The organism is Pseudomonas sp. RC10-4-2, from assembly GCF_050433085.1.
Taxonomy (GTDB): domain Bacteria; phylum Pseudomonadota; class Gammaproteobacteria; order Pseudomonadales; family Pseudomonadaceae; genus Pseudomonas; species Pseudomonas aeruginosa.
Genome location: NZ_JBNPXX010000002.1, coordinates 1,400,025 through 1,421,098, shown reverse-complemented (window position 1 = coordinate 1,421,098; position 21,074 = coordinate 1,400,025). Strand labels below are relative to the sequence as shown.

The 21,074-nt window shown below is 67.7% G+C and carries 21 protein-coding genes; 9 read left to right on the top strand and 12 right to left on the bottom strand.

From position 1 onward, the window contains the following. Positions 1-9 precede the first annotated feature (9 nt). From FHW81_RS14730 to FHW81_RS14700, 7 genes are all read left to right on the top strand, one after another. Positions 10-1,488: an ANL family adenylate-forming protein gene (locus tag FHW81_RS14730; protein ID WP_003159809.1), complete on the top strand. Its 1,479-nt coding sequence runs from the start codon at positions 10-12 to the stop codon at positions 1,486-1,488. After that, positions 1,488-3,086 carry an asparagine synthetase B family protein gene (locus tag FHW81_RS14725; protein WP_003112449.1) on the top strand — a complete coding sequence of 533 codons (1,599 nt, stop codon included), beginning with the start codon at positions 1,488-1,490 and terminating at the stop codon, positions 3,084-3,086. Before FHW81_RS14730 ends, FHW81_RS14725 begins: the two co-directional genes overlap by 1 nt. Beyond that, positions 3,083-4,042 (top strand): clavaminate synthase family protein, encoded by a 960-nt coding sequence (locus FHW81_RS14720; RefSeq protein WP_003082503.1) that lies wholly within the window; start codon positions 3,083-3,085, stop codon positions 4,040-4,042. Before FHW81_RS14725 ends, FHW81_RS14720 begins: the two co-directional genes overlap by 4 nt. Beyond that, entirely contained in the window at positions 4,039-5,268 is a 1,230-nt protein-coding gene (locus tag FHW81_RS14715; RefSeq protein WP_003082502.1) for an MDR family MFS transporter, read from the top strand. Before FHW81_RS14720 ends, FHW81_RS14715 begins: the two co-directional genes overlap by 4 nt. Beyond that, the gene (locus FHW81_RS14710) at positions 5,265-5,900 is read left to right on the top strand and encodes an alpha/beta fold hydrolase (RefSeq protein ID WP_023089985.1); all 636 of its coding nucleotides are present in this window, start codon (positions 5,265-5,267) and stop codon (positions 5,898-5,900) included. Before FHW81_RS14715 ends, FHW81_RS14710 begins: the two co-directional genes overlap by 4 nt. A gap of 118 nt (positions 5,901-6,018) precedes the next feature. Continuing rightward, a complete protein-coding gene (locus tag FHW81_RS14705; RefSeq protein WP_003086661.1) occupies positions 6,019-6,717 on the top strand; it encodes a pirin family protein in 699 nt (232 codons plus the stop codon). 169 nt (positions 6,718-6,886) lie between these two features. Then, positions 6,887-7,822, top strand: a complete 936-nt coding sequence (locus FHW81_RS14700; RefSeq protein WP_003112452.1) for a DedA family protein/thiosulfate sulfurtransferase GlpE — start codon at positions 6,887-6,889, stop codon at positions 7,820-7,822. Positions 7,823-7,838: 16 nt separating this feature from the next. Here FHW81_RS14700 and FHW81_RS14695 read toward each other — a convergent pair whose 3' ends face one another. From FHW81_RS14695 to ycaC, 7 genes are all read right to left on the bottom strand, one after another. After that, positions 7,839-9,338 carry a flavin-containing monooxygenase gene (locus FHW81_RS14695; protein WP_003082495.1) on the bottom strand — a complete coding sequence of 500 codons (1,500 nt, stop codon included), beginning with the start codon at positions 9,336-9,338 and terminating at the stop codon, positions 7,839-7,841. A 166-nt stretch (positions 9,339-9,504) separates the two neighbouring features. Then, positions 9,505-11,346 carry a glutathione-regulated potassium-efflux system protein KefB gene (kefB, locus tag FHW81_RS14690; RefSeq protein WP_003112454.1) on the bottom strand — a complete coding sequence of 614 codons (1,842 nt, stop codon included), beginning with the start codon at positions 11,344-11,346 and terminating at the stop codon, positions 9,505-9,507. Positions 11,347-11,348: 2 nt separating this feature from the next. Next, on the bottom strand, positions 11,349-11,822 hold the full coding sequence (locus FHW81_RS14685) for an SRPBCC family protein (protein WP_003082488.1): 474 nt from the start codon (positions 11,820-11,822) through the stop codon (positions 11,349-11,351). A gap of 159 nt (positions 11,823-11,981) precedes the next feature. Further along, entirely contained in the window at positions 11,982-12,929 is a 948-nt protein-coding gene (locus FHW81_RS14680; protein ID WP_429479218.1) for a pirin family protein, read from the bottom strand. 26 nt (positions 12,930-12,955) lie between these two features. After that, complete coding sequence (locus FHW81_RS14675) at positions 12,956-13,513, bottom strand: NAD(P)H-dependent FMN reductase (protein ID WP_003082483.1); 558 nt, start codon at positions 13,511-13,513, stop codon at positions 12,956-12,958. 27 nt (positions 13,514-13,540) lie between these two features. Further along, positions 13,541-13,948, bottom strand: coding sequence for an OsmC family protein (locus FHW81_RS14670; protein WP_003082478.1), 408 nt, complete (start codon positions 13,946-13,948; stop codon positions 13,541-13,543). 144 nt (positions 13,949-14,092) lie between these two features. Beyond that, positions 14,093-14,710: an isochorismate family cysteine hydrolase YcaC gene (ycaC, locus tag FHW81_RS14665; RefSeq protein ID WP_003082476.1), complete on the bottom strand. Its 618-nt coding sequence runs from the start codon at positions 14,708-14,710 to the stop codon at positions 14,093-14,095. 299 nt (positions 14,711-15,009) lie between these two features. On the opposite strand from ycaC, the gene FHW81_RS14660 reads away from it, so the two are divergent. Beyond that, positions 15,010-15,924, top strand: coding sequence for a LysR family transcriptional regulator (locus tag FHW81_RS14660; protein WP_003082475.1), 915 nt, complete (start codon positions 15,010-15,012; stop codon positions 15,922-15,924). A 7-nt stretch (positions 15,925-15,931) separates the two neighbouring features. Here FHW81_RS14660 and FHW81_RS14655 read toward each other — a convergent pair whose 3' ends face one another. The 5 genes from FHW81_RS14655 to ddaR form a co-directional block, all read right to left on the bottom strand. Continuing rightward, positions 15,932-16,594, bottom strand: a complete 663-nt coding sequence (locus FHW81_RS14655; RefSeq protein WP_003086626.1) for an O-methyltransferase — start codon at positions 16,592-16,594, stop codon at positions 15,932-15,934. A 22-nt stretch (positions 16,595-16,616) separates the two neighbouring features. Further along, on the bottom strand, positions 16,617-17,150 hold the full coding sequence (locus FHW81_RS14650; protein ID WP_003082473.1) for a C40 family peptidase: 534 nt from the start codon (positions 17,148-17,150) through the stop codon (positions 16,617-16,619). 82 nt (positions 17,151-17,232) lie between these two features. Beyond that, the gene (locus FHW81_RS14645; RefSeq protein ID WP_003082470.1) at positions 17,233-17,850 is read right to left on the bottom strand and encodes a C40 family peptidase; all 618 of its coding nucleotides are present in this window, start codon (positions 17,848-17,850) and stop codon (positions 17,233-17,235) included. Between the two features lie 65 nt (positions 17,851-17,915). Continuing rightward, the gene (locus FHW81_RS14640) at positions 17,916-18,686 is read right to left on the bottom strand and encodes an NAD-dependent deacylase (protein WP_003162633.1); all 771 of its coding nucleotides are present in this window, start codon (positions 18,684-18,686) and stop codon (positions 17,916-17,918) included. Positions 18,687-18,698: 12 nt separating this feature from the next. Then, positions 18,699-20,099 carry a transcriptional regulator DdaR gene (ddaR, locus tag FHW81_RS14635; RefSeq protein WP_003112458.1) on the bottom strand — a complete coding sequence of 467 codons (1,401 nt, stop codon included), beginning with the start codon at positions 20,097-20,099 and terminating at the stop codon, positions 18,699-18,701. A gap of 210 nt (positions 20,100-20,309) precedes the next feature. On the opposite strand from ddaR, the gene ddaH reads away from it, so the two are divergent. Beyond that, positions 20,310-21,074 (top strand): dimethylargininase, encoded by a 765-nt coding sequence (gene ddaH / locus FHW81_RS14630; protein ID WP_003086612.1) that lies wholly within the window; start codon positions 20,310-20,312, stop codon positions 21,072-21,074.

Here is a 21,074-nt window from a genome sequence, read left to right as displayed (position 1 = left end):
GGAGCCGGCATGAGCAGCCTCCCCGTACCCGTATCGCTCGACAGCACCCTCCGCCATCTCGGCAGCGCCGACCCGCGGCGGCCGTTCCTGATCGACGCCCGCGAGCCGGAGCGACCGCTGGAATACACCTGGGGCGACGCCGACCGCCAGGTCGATGCCCTCGCCGAGCAGATCGCCGCGCATGCCTGCCGCAGTGTCGGCGTGCTGCTCGACAACAGCTACCGCAACCTCTGCCTGATCTATGCGGTCATGCGCGCGGGCAAGCATCTGGTGCTGATCGATCCCGAGTGGGGGGAGGCCGCGAAGCAGGCCATCGTCGACGAGATGCGCCTGGACGCGCTGGCCAGCGAACATCCGCTCGAGGGCGCGCTGGCCGGGCTGCGCCTGGCGCTGGACTTCGAGCGCAGCGCGACGCGCCGGCTCGACCGCGCCGCGCACAGCCACATGATCCTGTTCACCTCGGGCACCACCGGCCAGCCGAAAGGCATCGAACTCAGCCAGCAGGCCATGCTCCATGCCTACCGCATCGGCCGCGACTGCCTGGGCATCGGCGAGCACACGCGCTCCGGTTGCTTCTACCGGATCAGCGGCCTGGGCATCCTCGGCATCAATTTCCTCTTCCCGCTGCTGTACGGCGGCAGCGCGGTGCTCCTGCCGCTGCACTGCTGGGCCGACAGCGAAGGCTTCTGGGAATGCGTGGAACGCTTCGGCATCAGTTTCCTCTACCTGGTGCCGCCGGTGGTCAACCACATGGTCAAGGAAGGCTCCCCGCCGCCGCGCCGCTTGCCGTTGCAGCGCCTGCTCTGCGTCGCCGGCTCGGCGCGCCTGGACGCCGACCTGCAGGCGGCCTTCCAGCGCGACTACGCGGCGCTGGCGAACATCTACGGCCTCAGCGAGTGCGGCTTCGCCTTCCTCTTCGGCAAGCGTCGCGGCGATGCGTTCGACAACTCGGTGGGACCTGCCGTCGGCCTGGAACTCAAGCTGACCGACCCCGACGGCCGCCCGCTGGAGGGCAGCGGCGAACGCGGGCGCCTGTGGGTGCGCACGCCGAGCCTGTTCTCCGGCTACGTCAACCGCCCCGACCTGACCGCCCAGGTGCTCGAGGACGGCTGGCTGAACACCCAGGACCTAGCCTACTTCGACGAGGACCGCTGCGTGCACGTCCTCGGCCGTTGCGACGGCACCATCAACAAGGGCGGCAACCTGTTCCACCTGAATGAATGCGAAAGGGCGCTCAACGGCCTGGACGAGGTGATCGACGTCTGCTGCCTGAAGGTCGACTGCCCGCTCTATGGCGAAGACTATGTCGCCGTGATCCACACCGCGCCGCAGGTCGAGTTCGCCTTCCTGCCCTGGCTCCAGCAGCAGCTCGGCACCCTCCGCGCGCCACAGCGCGTGGTGCTGTCGCACCAGGCCCTGCCGCTGAACGGCGCCGGCAAGCACGACCGCCGTGCGCTCGCCGCCCTGCTGCAACGGGAAGCCTCGTGATGTGCGGCATCCTCGGTTACGTCGGCACCGGTTTCAGTGTCTCGCGCTTCGCCGGAGCGCTACGCCTGCTGGCCCATCGCGGCCCGTTCGGCGAGGGCATCGCGGCCCTGCCGAACGGCGCCATCGGCATGACCCGCCTGCCGATGTCCGGCGCCGCGGCGGTACCGCTGCCGCCGCAGGAGGGTCAGCGGCGGGTCGCCTACAACGGCGAGGTCTACCAGGCCGGCTGCGAAATCCATGGCGAGATCCGCCTGCTGCTCGACGGCTTGCAGCGCGGGGTACTGCCGGACGGCATGTACGCCCTCGCCAGCTGGGACCCGCAGACCCGGCAATTGACCCTGCTGCGCGACGAGTTCGGCATCAAGCCGCTGTACTACAGCTACCAGCCCGAGCGCGGCCTGCTGGCCTTCGCCTCCGAGCCGCGGGCGCTGCTGCACCTGCTCGGCGGCGCCCGCGCCGACGCCGAGGCGATCGCCCAGGTGGTCGCCGCCGGCGTGCCGCTGGAAGGCCAGACCCTGTTCCAGCAGGTCCGTCTGCTGCTGCCCGGCGAGGTGTTGCGCTTCGATCTCTCCCAGGAGCGTCCGCGCCTCTGCCAGCGCCAGCGGCTGGCCACCGCCCCGGCCAGCGAGGTGGACAGCCTCGACGAGCAGCTCGGCGAAACCCTCGAACGCTGCCGCCAGACCTTCCGCCCCTGCGCCCTGCTGGTCAGCGGCGGGGTCGATTCCAACCTGCTCGGCAGCTACCTGGACCCGCAGTTGCAACGCTTTCACCTGTGCCTGGAAGGCGACGAGGAAAGCCTGCTGCCACACCCTCGGCTGCAACGCTTCGAGCTGCGCCAGGAAGCCTTCATGCCGCTGCTGCGTCGCGCGGTCGGCAACTTCGGCGGGGCGACACGGATGTCCAGCCTGCTGATGTACCAGCGCCTGGCCGACGGTATCGGCGAGCAGGGCTATCACTGCGTGCTTCTCGGCGAAGGCGCCGACGAACTGTTCTGGGGCTACCCGCGCCATCTCGAACTCTGGCGCCGGCGCGACACACCGGAACCGCGGCGCTTTGCCGCCGCCTGGTTCGGCGAGTACCGGCGCAAGGCCGCGCTGCTGGCGGAACCGGCGGGCCGACGGGTCGCCGAGCGGATCGAGGAACTCGCCCACGAGGCCCTCGGCCAGGGCCTCGAGGCGGCGATCGGCCAGTTCGACCTGCACTACTCGCTGGAGCCGCTGCTGCGCCGCGCCGACCATCTGCTGATGTCGCGCACCATCGAAGCGCGCACCCCCTACCTGCATGGCGCCCTGGCGCAGCGCGCCGGGCGCCTCCAGCGGATCGTCGGCGACACCGCCAAGGCACCGCTGGTGGCGCTCCTGGAGCAGCGCGAGAAACGCTGGCAGGCGCAGCCGAAACGGCATTTCCGCCTGCCGTTCGAACGTTGGCCGCAGGCCCTCGGGGAAATGCGCCGGCACCTCGCCGAACGCCTGCCGGCGCTCCACGACCTCGGCCTGGAAGGCCTGGATGCACCGAGCGTCGCGGCGCTGCCCGGCGACCAGTTGTTCACCCTCACCACCCTGTCGCTCTGGCAGCAGGAATACGGAGCCTCGCTATGACAACCATCCATCGTCGCCCCGCGCCCTGGCGGGGCAACGCGGTGTTCTGCGCTTCGGCCGCTTTCGCCGCCGGCCTGGAAACGCTGTTCGCGCGCCTGCTGGAGCGGCGTCCCGCGGATAGCGCGGAGGCTCTCCTGCGCCAGCGCCTGCATCACGAACTGGAGCATGGAAGCGGCGTGCTGCTGCACGATTCCGCGCTGCTGCGCGGACTCGCCGAGGACGAATTCCAGCGGGTGTTCCGCGCATTCTGCCAATGGCTGGGACGCACCGTGGCGATCAACCGCAACGGCGAGTACCTCAAGGAAGTGCGCGACCTCGGCCTGCGCGACGCCCGCGACGCGCCGCAGCGCGGCCACCTGACCAGCCAGGAACTGGCCTTCCACTCCGATCGCGCCGACCTCACGGTGCTCGCCTGCTGGTCGCCGGCACGCCGGGGCGGCGCCTTCCGCATCCGTTCCTCGGCCGACGTCCTCGCCACCCTGGAAGCCGCCAATCCGGCCTGGCTGCCCCTGCTCGGCCAGCCGATCCCCCACGACCTGCGCGACGAAGGCGACGCCGACTACGCGCTGGTGCCGCTGCTCACGGAAACCCCGCGGACCTTCGTCTTGCGCTATATCCGCAAGTTCAACGAATCGGTGACGCGCCACGGGCTAAGCCTCGCCCCGCAGGTGCGAAGCATGCTCGACGGCCTGGACGAGGCGATCGAACGCGCCGACGGCTATGCCGAACTGGACTTCAGCAAGGGCATGCTGGTGCTGGTGAACAACCACACCACCCTGCACGCGCGCACCGAGTTCAGCGACGACGAGCGGCAGCGCCGCTGCCTGCTGCGCTGCTGGCTGAGCAGCGAGTTCACCCGCGAACTGCCGGAAAGCTTCCTGCCGCTGTTCCACCAGGTAGCCGCCGGCAGCCTGCGCGGCGGCATCCGTCCCCTCGCCCAGGAGCCCCGCCCGTGAGCGACAACACCTTCAGCGTGCAACGCTTCCGCGCCCTGCCGACGGAAATCCACGTGATGCTCGTCGGTACGCTGCTGACCCGCGGCGCCTACTTCATGGTCTGGCCGTTCCTGGCATTGCTGCTGTGGCGCGAGTTCCGGCTGTCCGCCAGCGCCATCGGCCTGCTGCTGGCGCTGGCGACCGTCTGCGGCGCGCTCAGCGGCATCTACACCGGCTGGCTGTCGGACCGTTTCGGGCGCAAGCGCCTGATCTTCTTCGGCACCAGCCTCAGCGGGCTTTCCTTCGTGTTGCTGGGCTTCAGCGGCCAGCCGCTGTCCTACGGACTGGCGATCTCCGGGGTGAGCATCGGCTGCGCCCTGCTCGAATCCAGTTGCAAGGCGCTGATCGGCGACCGCGTCGAGGATCGCCGCTCGCGGGAACTGGCGCTCTACTGCCGGTACTTCCTGATCAACCTCGGCGCCGCCCTCGGCCCGCTGATCGGCCTGACTCTCGGCGTCGCCGCCCAGGCCGGCACCTTCCTGGTCACCGCGCTGGTCTACTTCTGCTACGGTCTGCTGCTCTGGCGCCTGCTGCACCACCTCGAACTTAAGCGGCGCAGCCTTGCCCCGCGATCCTCGACGGGGTTCCTCGAAGCCTGCCTGAGCATGGCCCGGCATCGCGCCTTCACCCTGCTGTTGCTGTGCAACATGCTGGCCGCGCTGATCTACGCCACCTTCGATTCGACCCTCGTGCAGTACCTAACCCGCAGCGGTCTGCCCGACGTGGTCAACAGCATCGCCCTGCTGGTGACCATCAACGCGCTGACCATAGTGGTCGCCCAGTTTCCCCTCCTTCGCCTGCTGGAAAACACCGGCACCGGCGGCCGCCTGATGCTCGGCATGCTGCTCATGCTCCTGGCCCAGCTAGGCTTCGCCTGGACCCCGGTGACCCTGTTCGCCGGCCTGGCGCTGGCCACGGTGGTGCTCAGCCTCGGCGAACTGATCGTGTTCCCGACCTTCAGCGTGGAGGTCGACCAACTGACCCCCGACGACTTGCGCGGCAGCTATTTCGGCGCGGCCAATCTCTACAGCCTCGGCACCGCGCTGGCACCGCTGTACGGCGGGATCATGCTCGACCATGCCGGCAGCCAGGCGCTGTACCTCGGCCTGGCCGCGCTGTGCGGGGTGATCATGCTGCTGCAGGTCGGCGCGGTCGGCCTGCGCCAGGCCGAGCGGGCCGGCGGATGAGCGGCGCGCTGCTGGTCTCGGGATTTTTCCTGCGCCGCTCCGCCTGGTCCGTGGAAGGCGCCGGCTGGCGAAGCTGCGACCATCTGCGCGACGCGCCCGGATGCGACCTGGCGCATTGGCTGGACCAGGCCGCCGCCACGCTGGCCGGCGAGGAGCGGGTGATACTCTGCGGCCACAGCTTCGGCGGCTACCTGGCGCAATGCCTGGCGGCCCGCCTGGGCGAGCGCGCCGCGCACCTGTACCTGTTCAGCGCGCTGGTCAGCGAGGGCGGCGGCGCGCTGGAAAGCTACCAGGACAGCGGCCAGGACAATCTCCTCGGGCTATGCCGCCTCGACCCGCTCGGAGGGCGGGTCCGCCTGGAAGACCGCGCCGGCTTCCTCGAACTGCTCGGCGCCGAGGTGCCGACCAGCGCCAGCGAGCCAGCGCAATTGCTGATCGACCCGCCGCGGCAGGTTCGTCCAGCCTGCCCGGTCACCTACGTTGTGGCGGCCGCCGACCGGCTCAGCCCGCCGCCGCTGCAACGTACCTTCGCCCACCGCCTGGACGCGCGAGTGCGGGAATACCCGGGCGGGCACCTCGCCGCACTGGCGGACCCGCGCTTCCTTCGCGCCCTTATCGAATCTAATAATTAGATAGATAAAGCCGAAAATACGCGCTTTTTTATCACAATGATCTGACGGATGATGACCCCATCAACCGCCCGCCCCCCTCGCGCAAACGAGCGGCGACGGGCCCAATGGAGATCCGATCATGATCGAACGTCGTCCCTTCGACCGTCTGGGCCATGCCAACCACGGCTGGCTGAACGCGCGTCATCATTTTTCCTTCGCCGACTACTATGACCCGGAGCGCGAGGACTGGGGCCGCCTGCGGGTCTGGAACGATGACGAGATCGCCGCCGGCAGCGGCTTCCCGCCGCACCCGCACCGCGACATGGAGATCATTACCTATGTCCGCGAAGGCGCGATCACCCACCAGGACAGCCTGGGCAACAAGGGCCGCACCGAGGCCGGCGACGTGCAGGTGATGAGCGCCGGTACCGGCATCGTCCATTCGGAGTACAACCTGGAAGCCGAGACCACCCGGATCTTCCAGATCTGGATCATCCCGGACCGCCGCGGCGACCAACCGCGCTGGGGCTCCAAACCGTTCCCGAAGGCCGAGCGCGACGGTCGTTTCGTCACTCTCGCCAGCGGCGACGAGCAGGACAGCGAAGCGCTGCACATCCGCGCCGACGCCGAGGTCGCCGCGGTGACCCTGAAGGCCGGCCAGAGCGCCGAGTACGCCCTGGAAAACGGTCGCCGCGCCTACCTGGTGCCGGCCACCGGCAGCATCGAGGTCAACGGCGTGCGCGCCGAGGCCCGCGATGGCCTGGCGGTACGCGACGAACCGACCCTGAAGGTCACCGCCCTGGAAGACAGCGAAGTGCTGCTGGTGGAAGTGGCCTGACCCGACAGCCCCTCGCCCCCACGGGCGAGGGGCTGCTTTCGTTACGCCCCAGCCTCTCTCGACGCAGCGGCGTTATCCGCCGCAACGCCTCCGGCCCTGCCGACTTGGTTCTTCCCAGCTTCACGCTTCGCGCTCACACTACCCGCAGAAGAATTCGAGAGGCTCCGCCATGCGTGAACTGCAACCCCTGCTGGAGAACCACGGGCTGCTCCTGCTGTTCCTCAACGTGCTCTGCGAGCAGGCCGGGCTGCCGATTCCCGCCTACCCGGCGCTGATCGTCGCCGGCGCGCTGGCCATGCAGGGCGTCGGCGCGCCGCTGGGCGTGGTCCTGCTGGTGGTGGTGCTCGCCTGCCTGCTGGCGGACGTCGCCTGGTACCTGGCCGGACGCCGCTACGGCGGCTTCCTCCTGCGCAGCATCTGCAAGGTCTCGCTGTCCCAGGACAGTTGCATCCGTCAGAGCCAGAACATGTACCTGCGGGTCGGTCCGAGGGCGCTGCTGATGTCGAAGTTCCTGCCCGGCGCCAGTGCGTTGTCCACCACCCTGGCCGGCATGACCCGCACCCACCTGCGCCGCTTCCTCGCCTACGACGCCGCCGGCTCGGCACTCTGGGCCGGTTCCGCGCTGCTACTGGGGGTGATCTTCAGCGATGCGGTAGACCACCTGCTGGCCCTGCTCAGCGACTACGCGGCCATCGGCGCGCTGCTGATCGCCGGCGCCTTCGCCGCCTTCATCGCCTGGAAGCTCTGGCAGCGCCAGCGCCTGCTGTCGCGCAGCCGGCGGATTCCGCGAATCAGCGTGGAGGAACTGGAAAACCTTCGCGAACAGGGGCAATTGCCGGTGATCCTCGATGTCCGCGCCCATCACGAAGACGAGCCGAGCGGCATTCCGGGAGCCATCCCGGTGGAGCTGAACGTGTCGCTGAAGGACCTCCCCGGCGACCTCAGGGACGCCAGCATCGTCATCTATTGCGCCTGTCCCCACGAACTTTCCGCCGCGATGCTCGCCCAGCGCCTCAACGCCTCCGGCTTCACCCGCACCTGGGCGCTGGCCGGCGGCCTGGACGCCTGGCGCAAGGCCTACGGGCAGGTCGTGGCGAACGCCTGAGCGACGCCCACCGGGTTCAGCCCAGGGCCTGCACCGCCGCGCCGCCGGCTTGTCGCTGCGGCGCCGGCGAGGAGAACACCAGGTAGCCGTCCTCGACCTTGCCGTAGCGCAGCAGCGCCAGGTCGAGGACGTAGTTCTGGTAAAGCTTCCAGGGCATCCGGTCGCCCTGCTTGGGCATGCGCTCGGCGGCGCGCTGGATGTAGCCGGAGTCGAGGTTGAGGAAGGGCTCCTCGCGCACGTCGCCGGTGCTGTCGCGGGCGGTCACCTGGCGCATGCCGGTGGCATCCATGTGATTGATCAGGCGGCAGAAGTATTCGCTGGAGAGGTCCGCCTTGAGCGTCCAACTGGCGTTGGTATAGCCGACCACCGCCGCCAGGTTCGGCAGGTCGCGCAGCATGATGCCGCGATAGCCCATGCTCTGGTTGACCTGGAACGGCTTGCCGTCGACCGCCAGCTCGGCGCCGCCGAACATCACCAGGTCGAGGCCGGTGGCGGTGACGATGATGTCCGCCTCCAGCACCTCGCCGGTCTTCAGACGAATGCCCCGCTCGACGAAGCGGTCGATGTGCTCGGTGACCACCGACGCCTTGCCCTTGCGCAGCACCTTGAACAGGTCGCCGTCCGGCACCGCGCAGACCCGCTCGTCCCACGGCTTGTAGCGCGGGCTGAAGTGACGCATGTCGAAGCGTTTGCCCAGTTGCAGGCTGGCCAGCTTGAGCAGGGCCTTGCGGACCAGGCCGGGGAAGGTCCTGGCGAGCATGAAGAAGACCATCTGCATGGCCACGTTGCGCGCCCGCGCCTGGCGGTAGATCCAGGTTTCCGGAAGGAAGCGGCGGAGGAAATTGGAGATCGCGTCCTTCTGCGGCAGGGTGATCACGTAGGATGGCGAGCGCTGCAGCATGGTGACGTGGGCGGCCTTGTCGGTCAGCGACGGCACCAGGGTCACGGCGGTCGCGCCGCTACCGATCACCACCACCTTCTTGCCGCTGTAGTCGAGGTCCTCGGGCCACAGCTGCGGATGGACGACCTGCCCGGCGAAGTCCTCGCGGCCGACGAATTCCGGGGTATAGCCGGCCTCGTAGCGGTAGTAGCCGGTGCACATCAGCAGGAACTGCGCGGTCATGCGCAGCGGCTCGGGCTCGTCGCCGCGCTGCACGTCGAGGTTCCAGCGCGCATTGGCGGAATCCCAGTCGGCCCTGAGCACCCGGTGGCGGTAGCGGATCTTCCGGTCGATGCCGTTCTCCCGTGCGGTCTCCTCGATGTAGCGGCGGATCGACGGACCGTCGGCGATGGCCTTGGGATCGCTCCATGGCTTGAAGTTGTAGCCGAGGGTGAACATGTCCGAGTCGGAACGGATGCCGGGGTAGCGGAACAGGTCCCAGGTACCGCCCATCGCCGCGCGCCCTTCGAGCAGGGCGAAGCTCTTGCCGGGGCAATGCTTCATCAGGTGGTAGGCGGCGCCGACGCCGGACAATCCGGCGCCGACGATGAGTACGTCCAGGTGTTCGACAGGCATAAGGTTCCTCGATCGGCGGAAGCGTCCAGCCGTCTGCTGGGCTGATGCCCTCCACCCTACAGAGGGGATGCCGCGCGGGTATCCCAACCTTCGTACTGCGATATCCGCAAAGTATGGACCCAGGCGTGGGAATCACCCATGCCGGCGTACCGGCATGGGTCGGGCGCTAGGAGGCGCGGGAAGGTTTCTCCGGGGTCTCCGCCGCTACCGCGCCACGGTCTTCCAACTGGTCGGTCTGGAACAGCGTCTCCAGCTCGACCCGCGCCTCGCGAGCGCTTTTGATCAGCGCGTCGCGGTCGTTGTAGAACAGGTGCTGGGAGGCCAGGACCTCTTCGTCGTGCCGGCGGAAACGACGGATCCGCGCGTCCGCCTGTTCCTCGCTCAGACCCAGGCCGCAGAGCACCATGCGGCTCATCTCCAGGCTGGAGAAGAAGGTCTCGCGCACCGGCTCGACCCCGGCGTCGAGCAACAGGTGGACGTGCTGGCGGTTACGCGCGCGAGCGATGATCTTCAGGTGCGGATACAGCTTGCGCACGCGCTTGGCCGTCTCGATGTTGGTCTCCGGGTCATCGGTGGCGATGACGAAGAACTCGGCCTTCTCTACCTGGGCCGCGCGAAGGATCTCCGGGCGCATCGGGTCGCCGTAGAAGATCGGGATCGCGCCGAGGGTACGGGTCAGCTCGATGGTCTCCACCGAGGTGTCCAGGGCGATGAACGGCACGCGCTGGGCGCGCAGCACGCGAGCGACGATCTGGCCCATGCGGCCGACCCCGGCGATCACCACGCGCGGGGTGTCGTCGTTGTCGATGCGTTCCATTTCCGGCGGCGGCTTCGTCGCCTCCGGCTCCTTCGCCAGCAGGCGCGCGAGGCCGAGTACCAGCAACGGGGTCAGGGCCATCGACAGGGTGATGGAAAGCACCAGCAGGTTGTGCAGGTCGTTCTGGAACAGGCCCTGGTCGCGGGCCATCTTGAACACGACGAAGGCGAACTCGCCGCCGGCCGCCAGGACCACGCCCAGGCGCAGCGCCGAGGCCTTGTCGAGGCCGCCGGAAATGCGTCCGACGAAGTACAGCACCGGCGCCTTCAGGGCGATCAGCAGCACGGTCAGGCCGAGCACCATCCACGGCGACTTGAGCAGCAGGCTGATGTCCGCGCTCATCCCCACGCTGATGAAGAACAGGCCGAGCAACAGGCCCTTGAACGGCTCGATCTGCGCCTCCAGTTCGTGGCGGTACTCCGAGTCGGCCAGCAGCAGGCCGGCGAGGAAGGCACCGAGGGCCATGGACACGCCGGCCAGCTCCATCAGCAGCGCGGTGCCCATCACCACCAGCAGCGCGGTGGCGGTGGACATGTCCTGCAGCTTGGTCTGGGCGACGATGCGGAACACCGGGCGCAGCAGGTAGCGGCCACCGACCACCACCGCGGCGATGCTGCCGACCACCTTGAGGGTCTGGGTCAGTTCGCTGCCGCCGGCGTCGCTGTGCGCACCGCTGAGCAGCGGGATCATGGCGATCAGCGGGATCGCCGCGATGTCCTGGAACAGCAGGATGGCGAAGGCCAGGCGGCCATGGGGCTGGGTCAGTTCCTTGCGCTCGGCGAGGATCTGCAGGCCGAAGGCGGTGGACGACAGCGCCAGGCCCAGGCCGAGCACCACCGCGCTGTTCACCGGCTGGTCGAAGCCGACCAGGGCCACAGTGCCGATCACCAGGCCGGTCAGCAGCACCTGCAGCAGGCCGACGCCGAACACCGACTTGCGCATCACCCACAGGCGCCGCGGCGACAGCTCCAGGCCAATGATGAACAGCAGCAATACCACGCCCATCTCGGAGATCTGCGCGACGCTTTCCGGGTTGTCCACCAGGCCCAGCACGCTGGGACCGATCAGCACGCCGGCCAGCAGGTAGCCGAGCACCGCGCCCAGTTGCAGGCGCTTGGCCAGCGGCACCATGAACACCGCCGCGATCAGGAAGACCACGCCGGACTGGAGAAAACTGCTTCCGTGTTCCACGCTCAACTCCCGCTGGCGGCGCTGGCGCCGAACCGGTCGCGGATGGTGGCGATGGTCTCCACATCCATGGCGATATAGGCCTGCTTGACGAAGGCGTCGTAGGGTAGTTCGTCGCCCAGCGGCTGCAGGTAGCGGGTGCAGTAGGCGAAACGCACGAACAGCGAGCCGGGTTCCGGCTCCTCGATGGTCATGTCGAGGCTGCCGCCGGCCACCTCGGCGCTCGGCTTGATACTGTAGTGGGCACTGTCCGGCGCCTTCAGCACGACTTCGTCCTCGACCACCAGACCCGGCAGGTACAGGCGCCGGTGCAGGCGGTCGCCGTCATCGACGAGGATCTCGAAACGCTCCAGGCCGACGACGAAATACTGTGGCTCGCGCGCACGGCAGACCAGGCCTTCCCAGAGTTGCAGCCGGTCGAGGACCGGCAGGTCGACAAGTGTCCGGTCGTTGACCTGGACCAGGTGTTCGAATTGCATGTGGCTCACTTCCTGTTCGGTGCATGCGATAGGCGAGTTCTGACCGGCGATGGGTGCAGAAAGTTTTCCCGCTGCCGGCGAATCGCCAGGCCGCAGGTCCACAACGATCGCCGACAGGCATTCGAGGACGCCGCCGGGGCACCCGGCGGCACATCGACCTCACTCGTCGTCGATCTTCCAGGGAATCGGCGGAGCGCTCAAGCGCGGCCCTTCCAGGGCGTCGAGCCGGCCGAAGCGGGCATCCCCCTCCTCCCAGGCCTTCTGCGCCCGGGCGATCTCGCCCTTGCTGTGGCCGACGAAGTTCCACCACATGAAGATCTCCGCACCGAACGGTGCGCCACCCAGCAACAGCACCCGCGCGCCAGGGTCGAGTTGCAGTTGCAGGCCGTCGCGGCCGTCGCCCAGGTAGGCCAGTTCGTTCACCGCGAAATGCTCGCCGCCCACTTCCAACCCGCCTTCCAGCGGCAGCAGGCCGTACTCGAAGTGCGGGTCGAGCGTCAGTTGCAGGGTCGAGGCGTCGTGGCAGGCCAGGTCGGCACCGAGCAGCGGCGAGTAGAGCCGGCACGGCGCCTGTCGCCCGGCCAGCGCACCGGCCAGCAGGGTGAAGGTGACCCCCTGCTCCTGCCAGCGCGGCAGGTCGGGATGATGATCGAAGGCCGGGGCGATGTCGCGCTGCTCGTAGGGCAGCGCGATCCACAACTGCGCGGCGTGGGCGTGGCGCTCGTCGGGCAGCGACTCCTCGGTGTGGGCGATGCCATGACCGGCGGTCATCAGGTTGACCTGGCCGGGGCGGATCACCTGGACGTTGCCCAGGCTGTCGCGGTGCAACGCCTCGCCCTGGATCATCCAGGTAAAGGTCTGCAGGCCGATGTGCGGGTGCGGGCCCACGGCCAGTCCGCCGCCAGGTTCGAATTCGGCGGGACCGGCATGGTCGAGGAAGCACCAGGCACCGATCATCCGACGCTGGCGCGACGGCATCAGCCGACTGACGGTGATCCCGCCGCCGATTTCCGCGGCACGCGCGGTGACCCGTTGCAGCAGGTGTTCGCGGCGCTCCGGACAGTCCCGCGAGGAGGACAGGTCGCAACGCTCTTCGGTATTGCTCATGTTCAGGCTCTCCGGTGACGAGGCATTCAACCGCGCAGGCGGCGCACCCATAGCTGCAGGGCCTGCAACTGCTGCTGGATCAGCTCGCGCGCCTTGTCGTCGAGCAACCGGCCCTGGGCGTCGAAGGCGTTCTGCGCGCTGGAGATCATCACTTCCGGCTTGTTCAGCGGATGAACGTCGAGGAACACCAGCGTCTGGCGCAAGTGATACTGCGCCCGCGCGGTGCCGAAACGCCCGGCACTGGCACCGAGGATCGCCGCCGGCTTGCCGGAGAACGGCTGCTCCGGCGGCCGCGAGGCCCAGTCGATGGCATTCTTCAGCACCCCGGCCATCGAATAGTTGTATTCCGGGGTGGCGAACAGCAGCGCGTCCGCCGCGCGGATCTGCTCGCGGAAGCGTTCCACCGCGGGCGGGAAGCCGAGGGCGTAGACGTCCTCGTTGTACAGCGGGATGCCGGAGATGTCCGCCAGCTCGATGCTCATGCCCGGCGGGACCAGGCCAATCGCCTCCTGCAGCGCCGCGCTGTTGTAGGAGCCGCTGCGCAGGCTGCCGGAAATGCCCAATACCTTGATGTCGTCGCTCATGCCGTGCTCCTCGTTGTGCGTGCGGGTTCAGTCGCGTAGCTGGCTGCTGACGCTGACCTCTCCGGAGAGTACACGATGGATCGGGCAGGCATTGGCGATCTCCAGCAGACGCTGGCGCTGCTCGGCGTCGAGATCGCCGGCCAGGCGGATGTCGCGGCGGATATGGGTGAAGGGCTCCGGCTTGGTGCGTTCCTCGACGATGTTCAGTTGCACGTCGATACCCTCCAGCGGCCACTCCTTGCGCTGCGCGTACATCGCCACGGTGATCGCCGTGCAGGCGCCCAGCGCCGAGAGCAGGATCTCGTGCGGCGAGGGACCGCTGTCGGCACCGCCGAGGGCGGCCGGCACGTCGCTCAGCCACTGGTGGCTGTCGTCGCCGAGGGTCACGCGATAAGGGGTGGTGCCGAGGGAAGCGTTGACGACCTGGGTAGCCATGGGGTTTCTCCTGTGCATGGGGGGGGCGTGCCGGAACCTCGGGTTCCGGCGAAGCGGCGTTCCGATGAAAACACCTGGACGGAAAACGACACAAGGCACCCGATGGTCGGAGTGCCTTGTGTCCGGGACAGCGGCGAAGCCGGCTTACTTCTTCGTGCCGAAGCTCTGGATCAGGTTGGCGTACGCCGGCAGGTGGCCGCCGAGGATGGCACCGAAGCCTTCGATGTCGTTGCGCCAGTCGCGGTGCAGTTCGCAGCCGACGCTGAACCAGTTCATCAGTTGCGCGCCGGCGGCGGTCATGCGCGCCCAGGCGGCGTCGCGCACCACCGGGTTGAAGGTGCCGGAGGCGTCGGTGACGACGAATACGTCAAACCCCTCCTCCAGCGCCGAGAGGGTCGGGAAGGCTACGCAGACATCGGTCACCACGCCGGCGATGATCAGTTGCTTCTTGCCGGTGGCCTTGACCGCCTTGACGAAGTCCTCGTTGTCCCAGGCGTTGATGTTGCCGGGGCGGGCGATGTACGGGGCCTGCGGAAACATTTCCTTGAGTTCCGGCACCAGCGGGCCGTTGGGGCCATCCTCGAAGCTGGTGGTGAGGATGGTCGGCAGGTTGAAGAACCTGGCGATGTCGGCCAATGCCAGGACGTTGTTCTTGAACTCGTCCGGGCTGAAATCGCGGACCAGGGAGAGCAGGCCTGCCTGGTGGTCGACGAACAGCACCGCCGCATCGTTCTTGTCGAGTCGCTTGTAGGTGAAGGACATGGTGTTTCTCCGGTCTCGGGCGGCGTCCGTCGCCGCGCGGTGTGAAACGAAGCGCCTCCTGGGAGGCAAGCATGGGCGGTCTCGGGAGCGCACGCCGCCCATCAAGAGTAGTGACAGCGACAGCGATTTACCGCCCGGTAAAATGCGAAAACGGTGTTCTCGATACGAGAACAATGCCATTCCCCGGGCGCGCTACGCTTGCCCTGCCATTGTCTTTCCCGCACGTCGACGCGCGCATCCCCTTACCAGGAGTTCTCCCGCATGCGACAGTCTGCCTCCCGATTGTTTCGAGATTCGCCATGAGCCTGCGCCTTGAAGACATACAGGCCTTCCTCAACGTGGTCGAGCTGGGCAGCATCAGCGCCGCCGCCGAACGCATGAGCCTGTCCAAGTCCGTGATCAGCAAACGCGTCAGCGACCTGGAGCGCCACCTCGGCGTGCGCCTGCTCTACCGCTCGACGCGCAACGTCGAGCCGACCGAGGCCGGCGGCTTCTTCTACAAGTCGGCCAAGGCCTCGCTGCAGGACCTGAACAACGCCGCGGAAAGCGTGGCCCTGCGCGAGAACGACCTGTGCGGGGAATTGCGGGTGATGGCGCCGATGAGCTTCGGCACGCTCTGGCTGGGGCCGCTGGTGATGGAATTCATGGCGCGCAACCCGCGCCTGGAAGTGGTCCTGCAACTGGACGACCGGATCGTCGACTTCGAGAAGGAAGGCTACGACCTGGCGATCCGCATCACCCGCCTGCAGGACAGCTCGCTGATCGCCCGCCAACTGGGCACCAGCCGCCGGGTAGTGTGTTGCAGCCCGGAATACCTGGAACGGCACGGCCCGCTGCAACGCATCGAAGACATCCTCTGCCATCCCTGCATCGGCTACAGCCACAACACCCCGTCGCAGCTATGGAGCTTCGAGCCGCGGGTGGCCGGCGAGCCGGCGCGGATGATCACCCCGCGCGGACGCTTCAACACCAACAACGGCCAGACCATGCGCGACGCCGCGGTGCGTGGCCTGGGCCTGGCGATGCTGCCGCTGTTCATCGCCGCCGAGGACCTGGCCGCCGGCCGGCTGGTCGAGGCCCTGCCGCAGGAGCGGCCGCTGGACGACCTGATCTACGCCATGTATTCGCGAGCGGCAACCCTCTCGCCGAAGGTGAAGCTGTTCGTCCAGTTTCTCCAGCAGGCCCTGGGCAGCCCGCCGTGGGGCGTGCGCTGAGCCTCGCTCAGCGCTTGCGACAGACGCTCAGCCCGTCGCCGATCGGCAGCAGCGAGTAGTCCACCCGCGCGTCGTTCTTCAGCGCCAGGTTGAGCTGCTGGATGCCGCGGGTATCCGCACTCTTCGGCTGCGCTTCGAGCACCCGGCCGCTCCACAGCACGTTGTCGAAAAGCACCAGCCCACCCTGGCGCACCAGCGCCAGCGCGGCCTCCAGGTATTCGGGGTAGTTGGCCTTGTCGGCGTCGATGAAGGCCAGGTCGAATTGCCCGGCCAGGCCTTCGTCGAGCAACGCACGCAGGGTTTCCAGGGCGGGCCCGAGGCGTAGCTCGATGCGCTCCTCGACAGCGGCTTCGCGCCAGTAGCGGCGCGCAGTCAGGTGGTAGTCGCCGGGCAGGTCGCAACAGGTAAGACGCCCCTGCTCGCCAAGGGCGGTAGCCATGCACAGGGCGCTGTAGCCGGTGAAGGTGCCGACCTCCAGCGCCCGCCGCGCGCCGATCAGGGTCAGCAGCAAGGCGATGAACTGGCCCTGCTCGGGGGCGATCTGCCAGCGTGCGTTGGGCAGCTTCGCGGTTTCCTCGCGCAGGCGGGTCATCAGCGGGGTTTCCCGCAGCGAAACGTCCAGCAGGTAGCGATAGAGGTTGTCGTCGAGATTGAGGGTGCGGGTGGTCATGATGGCCCCGGACCTCCCCGCCTCAGGGCACCCGCGCCAACGGCGACGGCGCGACCAGCACGCGCTTGGCGTCCAGGTACGCGCGTTGCCAGTAGCTGTTCTGCAGGCTGTCCAGGCGCACCGTGCCGCCGGTGCGCGGCGCATGCACGAAACGACCCTCGCCGACGTAGATGCCGGCATGGCTCACGGTGCGACCACCGGAGGTGGCGAAGAACACCAGGTCGCCGGTCTGCAGGGCCTGCACCGGCACGCTGGGCGCGCGCATGGAAATCATCTCGCGGGTCGAGCGCGGCAGCTTGATGCCGGTCATGTCGCGGTAGACGAAGTTGATCAGGCCGCTGCAATCGAAGCCCGAATCGGGCGTGTTGCCGCCCCAGCGGTAGGGCGTGCCGACCAGGCCGAGGGCACGGAACAGCACATCGTCGGCGGCGGGCGAGAAATTCGTCGCCGGACGGAATACGACCTGTTTGGCGGGCGCGGGGGGCGGCGCTTTGCTGGCGCAGGCGGTAAGCAGCGCAGCAAAGGCGAGGATCGAGAATCGGGCCAGTGCATGCATAGTGGAAGCCTTCCTGGTGAGGAATGCTTCCACTTTGCTACGACAAGGAGTTAAACGCAATACTTAAAGTAAAACTTTAAGTTTAGCGCTTGCTCGTCAGGGCATCCTTGTAGCCGGGTTCGAGCACCCGCTTGGCTTCCATGTAGCTCAGGCTCCAGTAGCTGGAGTCCAGGCTGTCCACCCGCACCCCGCCGCCGCGACGGCTGGCGGAATGGATGAACTGGCCATCACCGATGTAGATGCCGGCGTGGCTGACGCGGCCACGGCCACGGTTGTTGAAGAACAGCAGGTCGCCGGGCTGCAACTCGTCCTTGGAGACCAGCGGTACGTCCATATCGATGAGTTCGCGGGTGGAGCGCGGCAGCTTGATGCCGGCCTCCTCGCGGAACAGGTAGCCGACGAAGCCGCTGCAATCGAAGCCTTTCGCCGTCGTACCGCCAAAACGGTACGGCGTACCGATCAGTTCGAAAGCGCGCTCGAGGATGCTGGACGCCAGCGCAGGCGTACCAGCCGATGAATTGTCCGCCCCTTCGTCCTCAACATCCTGCCAAGCGATCGCGTCGCGTTCGACGTCGATGCTGCTCTTGGCTGCGGTCGGCTCTTTGGCGACCTGCGGCTCCGGCGAATGGCTGGCGCAAGCGGCCAGCAGCAGAACGAAACTCATGGGCACGAGGGGTGCTAAGCGTTTAAGCATGGGCACGACCGTGTCTCATTAGTTTTACTAGCGGGCTAATTTGCCTTCTCGATCAATCCTATGCAAGTTTTTTATCGATAAATGTGACTTACCACCTGCGGCATGATGTCTAAGGCTCGTCCTGTCATTTTCACATCGACCCGCTCGCTGAGCTCGGTCACGCCAGGATTCACCTCCGCGGTGAAGCCTCCCGCCTGCTGCGTGCGCAGCACCGGTTCGACGATATAGGGGAAGCTCGCGGTGGTTCCCACCACCAGCACCGCATCGAAGCCTTTGCGCAATTCGCGGTACAGGGTATCGATCGCCTCTTCCGGCAACATTTCCTCGAACAGCACCACCGGCGGCCGCAGCACCCCACCGCAAGCGGCGCAGCGCGGCGGCAACTGGCCGTGCAGATGCTCCTCCAGGCCGCCGCTCTCGGCACCGCAGGACTGGCAGTAGAGCGGCGCCAGTTCGCCATGGATCTCGATCAGCCGCTCGGCCGGCGAGCCGGCCTGGCGATGGAAGCCGTCGATGTTCTGGGTCAGCACCCAGCATTCCGGCTTGTGCTTCTGCAACTCGGCGATGGCTTCGTGGCCGGCGTTGGGTCGGGCCGCCAGGCAAGCCTTGCCAAGTTCCGCGAGGTACTTCCAGCACAGCGCCGGATCGCGCCGCAGCATCGGTCCGGAAAGTGCCGCCTCGATCGGCAGGCCCTCTTCCGTGCGACCGTTGTAGAGACCGCCGAGGCCGCGATAGGTGGGCATACCGGAGTCCGCGGAGAGGCCGGCGCCGGTGATGACCAGGATGCGTTCGGCGCGCCGCAGGGCCTGGGCGACGGTGGCGATCGGGCTGTGGCTGTCCATGGTTGGCTCCTGTCAGGCTGGCGGATCGAGGGAAGCCGGCAAGCCGAGCCGGCGCATGCGCCCGAGCAGGGTCGTGCGCGGAATCCGCAACCGGGCGGCGGCCCGGGAGAGATTGCCGCGCGCCTGGCGCAAGGCGTCTTCTATCAGGTTGCGCTCCTGTTGCGCCAGCGCCTCGCGCAGGCCTCCGACCGCCGCGCTGTTCATCGAGAGCGCGGCCTCGCCGCCCACGGCCTCGGCGCCGTCGTCGGCGAACGCCACCTCATCCAGCAGTGCGCCGCCCTCCCCGTGCAGCAACAGGCTGCGCCGGATCACGTTTTCCAGTTGCCGGACGTTGCCCGGCCAGTCGCAGGCCAGCAACTGCGCCAGCGCCCGCTCGCCAAGAGCGGTGACACGCGGGTTGAGGCTGCGCGCATCGCGACGGACGAACGCCCGTGCCAGCAGTTCCACATCGCCGGGGCGCTCGCGCAGCGGCGGGATGCACAGGCTGCCCACGTCCAGACGGTAGTACAGGTCCTCGCGCAGGCGTCCCTCGGCGATCGCCTGGCGCGGCGGCTGGTTGCTCGCCGCGATCAGGCGCACATCGGCCCGCTGCGGGCTCAGGCTGCCCAGAGGCAGGTAGCTGCCGTCCTGCAGGACCCGCAGCAGCTTGCTCTGCATGGCCATCGGCATGGAATTGATCTCGTCGAGGAACAAGCTGCCGCCCTGCGCCAGGGCGAACATGCCCTTGCGGTTCTCGGCGCCGGTGAAAGCGCCGCGGGTGGTGCCGAACAGGGTACTTTCCAGCAGCGTCTCGGGAATCGCTGCGCAGTTCAGGCTGATCATCGGACCGCTGCGTCGCGGGCTCAGGGCATGGGCGCGACGGGCGAACAGTTCCTTGCCGGTGCCGGTCTCGCCATGGATCAGCAGCGGCAGGTCGGTGGCGGCGAAAACGTCCAGACGCTGCAACTGCCGCAGCAGGCTCGGCGCCACGCTCAGGATGTTCGGGCAATCCGCCAGGCCTGCGGCCTCTTCGGTCTCGGCGACGACTTCGCCGAGCTCCATCGCGCCGAGCAGGCAACCGTCGCGCCCGCGCAGCGGGATCGCCCGGTGGCGATACTGCAACAGCTCGCCGCCGGCCCCCACGTAGGCCTGCAGCGTATCGATCGACGGCCGCCCTTCGGCCAGGCAACGCAACAGCGTGCTTTGCTCGGCCGCCAGCCAGGGAGCGCTCTGCAACAGGTGCATACCCAACGCCCGCTGCGGGTCGAGACCATCGAGCAGGCCGCTGGCACGGTTGTAGTAGACGAAGCGACCGGAGGGGTCGACCACCGTGACCGGTTGCCGCAGGCCGTCGAAAATCGGCGCCAGGCAGTCCACCAACCAGGCCAGTTCACCGCTTCGCGTGGAAATCGTCGGCTCCTCGACAAGCGCCATGCTCTCCCCCTCGGTTTCCCGGATGTCGAAATCTCGTCAGTTGACCCATCTTCGACGCAGCGCGACCGAGCATCCTTGGCGTGGATCAACCAAGCCCTCGGAAAACCAGGAAAATCCTCCGATTTATCAAGGATTTCCAAGGCAATTCCCGGGCGTTGGCTGGCGCGTGGCTTGCAACGACCTCGTCGTCCCCACACGAGGAAAATCGTCATGTTCAAGCACATCATCGCTCGCACGCCCGCCCGCAGCCTGGTCGACGGCCTGACCTCCAGCCACCTCGGCAAGCCGGACTACGCCAAGGCCCTGGAGCAGCACAACGCCTACATCCGCGCCTTGCAGACCTGCGACGTGGACATCACCCTGCTGCCGCCGGACGAACGCTTCCCCGACTCGGTGTTCGTCGAGGACCCGGTGCTCTGCACCTCGCGCTGCGCCATCATCACCCGCCCCGGCGCCGAATCGCGGCGCGGCGAGACCGAGATCATCGAGGAAACCGTGCAGCGCTTCTATCCGGGCAAGGTCGAGCGCATCGAGGCACCCGGCACGGTGGAAGCCGGCGACATCATGATGGTCGGCGACCACTTCTACATCGGCGAATCGGCCCGCACCAACGCCGAGGGCGCCCGGCAGATGATCGCGATCCTGGAGAAACATGGCCTCAGCGGCTCGGTGGTGCGCCTGGAAAAGGTCCTGCACCTGAAGACCGGGCTCGCCTACCTGGAACACAACAACCTGCTGGCCGCCGGCGAGTTCGTCAGCAAGCCGGAGTTCCAGGACTTCAACATCATCGAGATCCCCGAAGAGGAGTCCTACGCCGCCAACTGCATCTGGGTCAACGAAAGGGTGATCATGCCCGCCGGCTATCCCCGGACCCGCGAGAAGATCGCCCGCCTCGGCTACCGGGTGATCGAGGTGGACACCTCCGAATATCGCAAGATCGACGGCGGCGTCAGTTGCATGTCGCTGCGCTTCTGA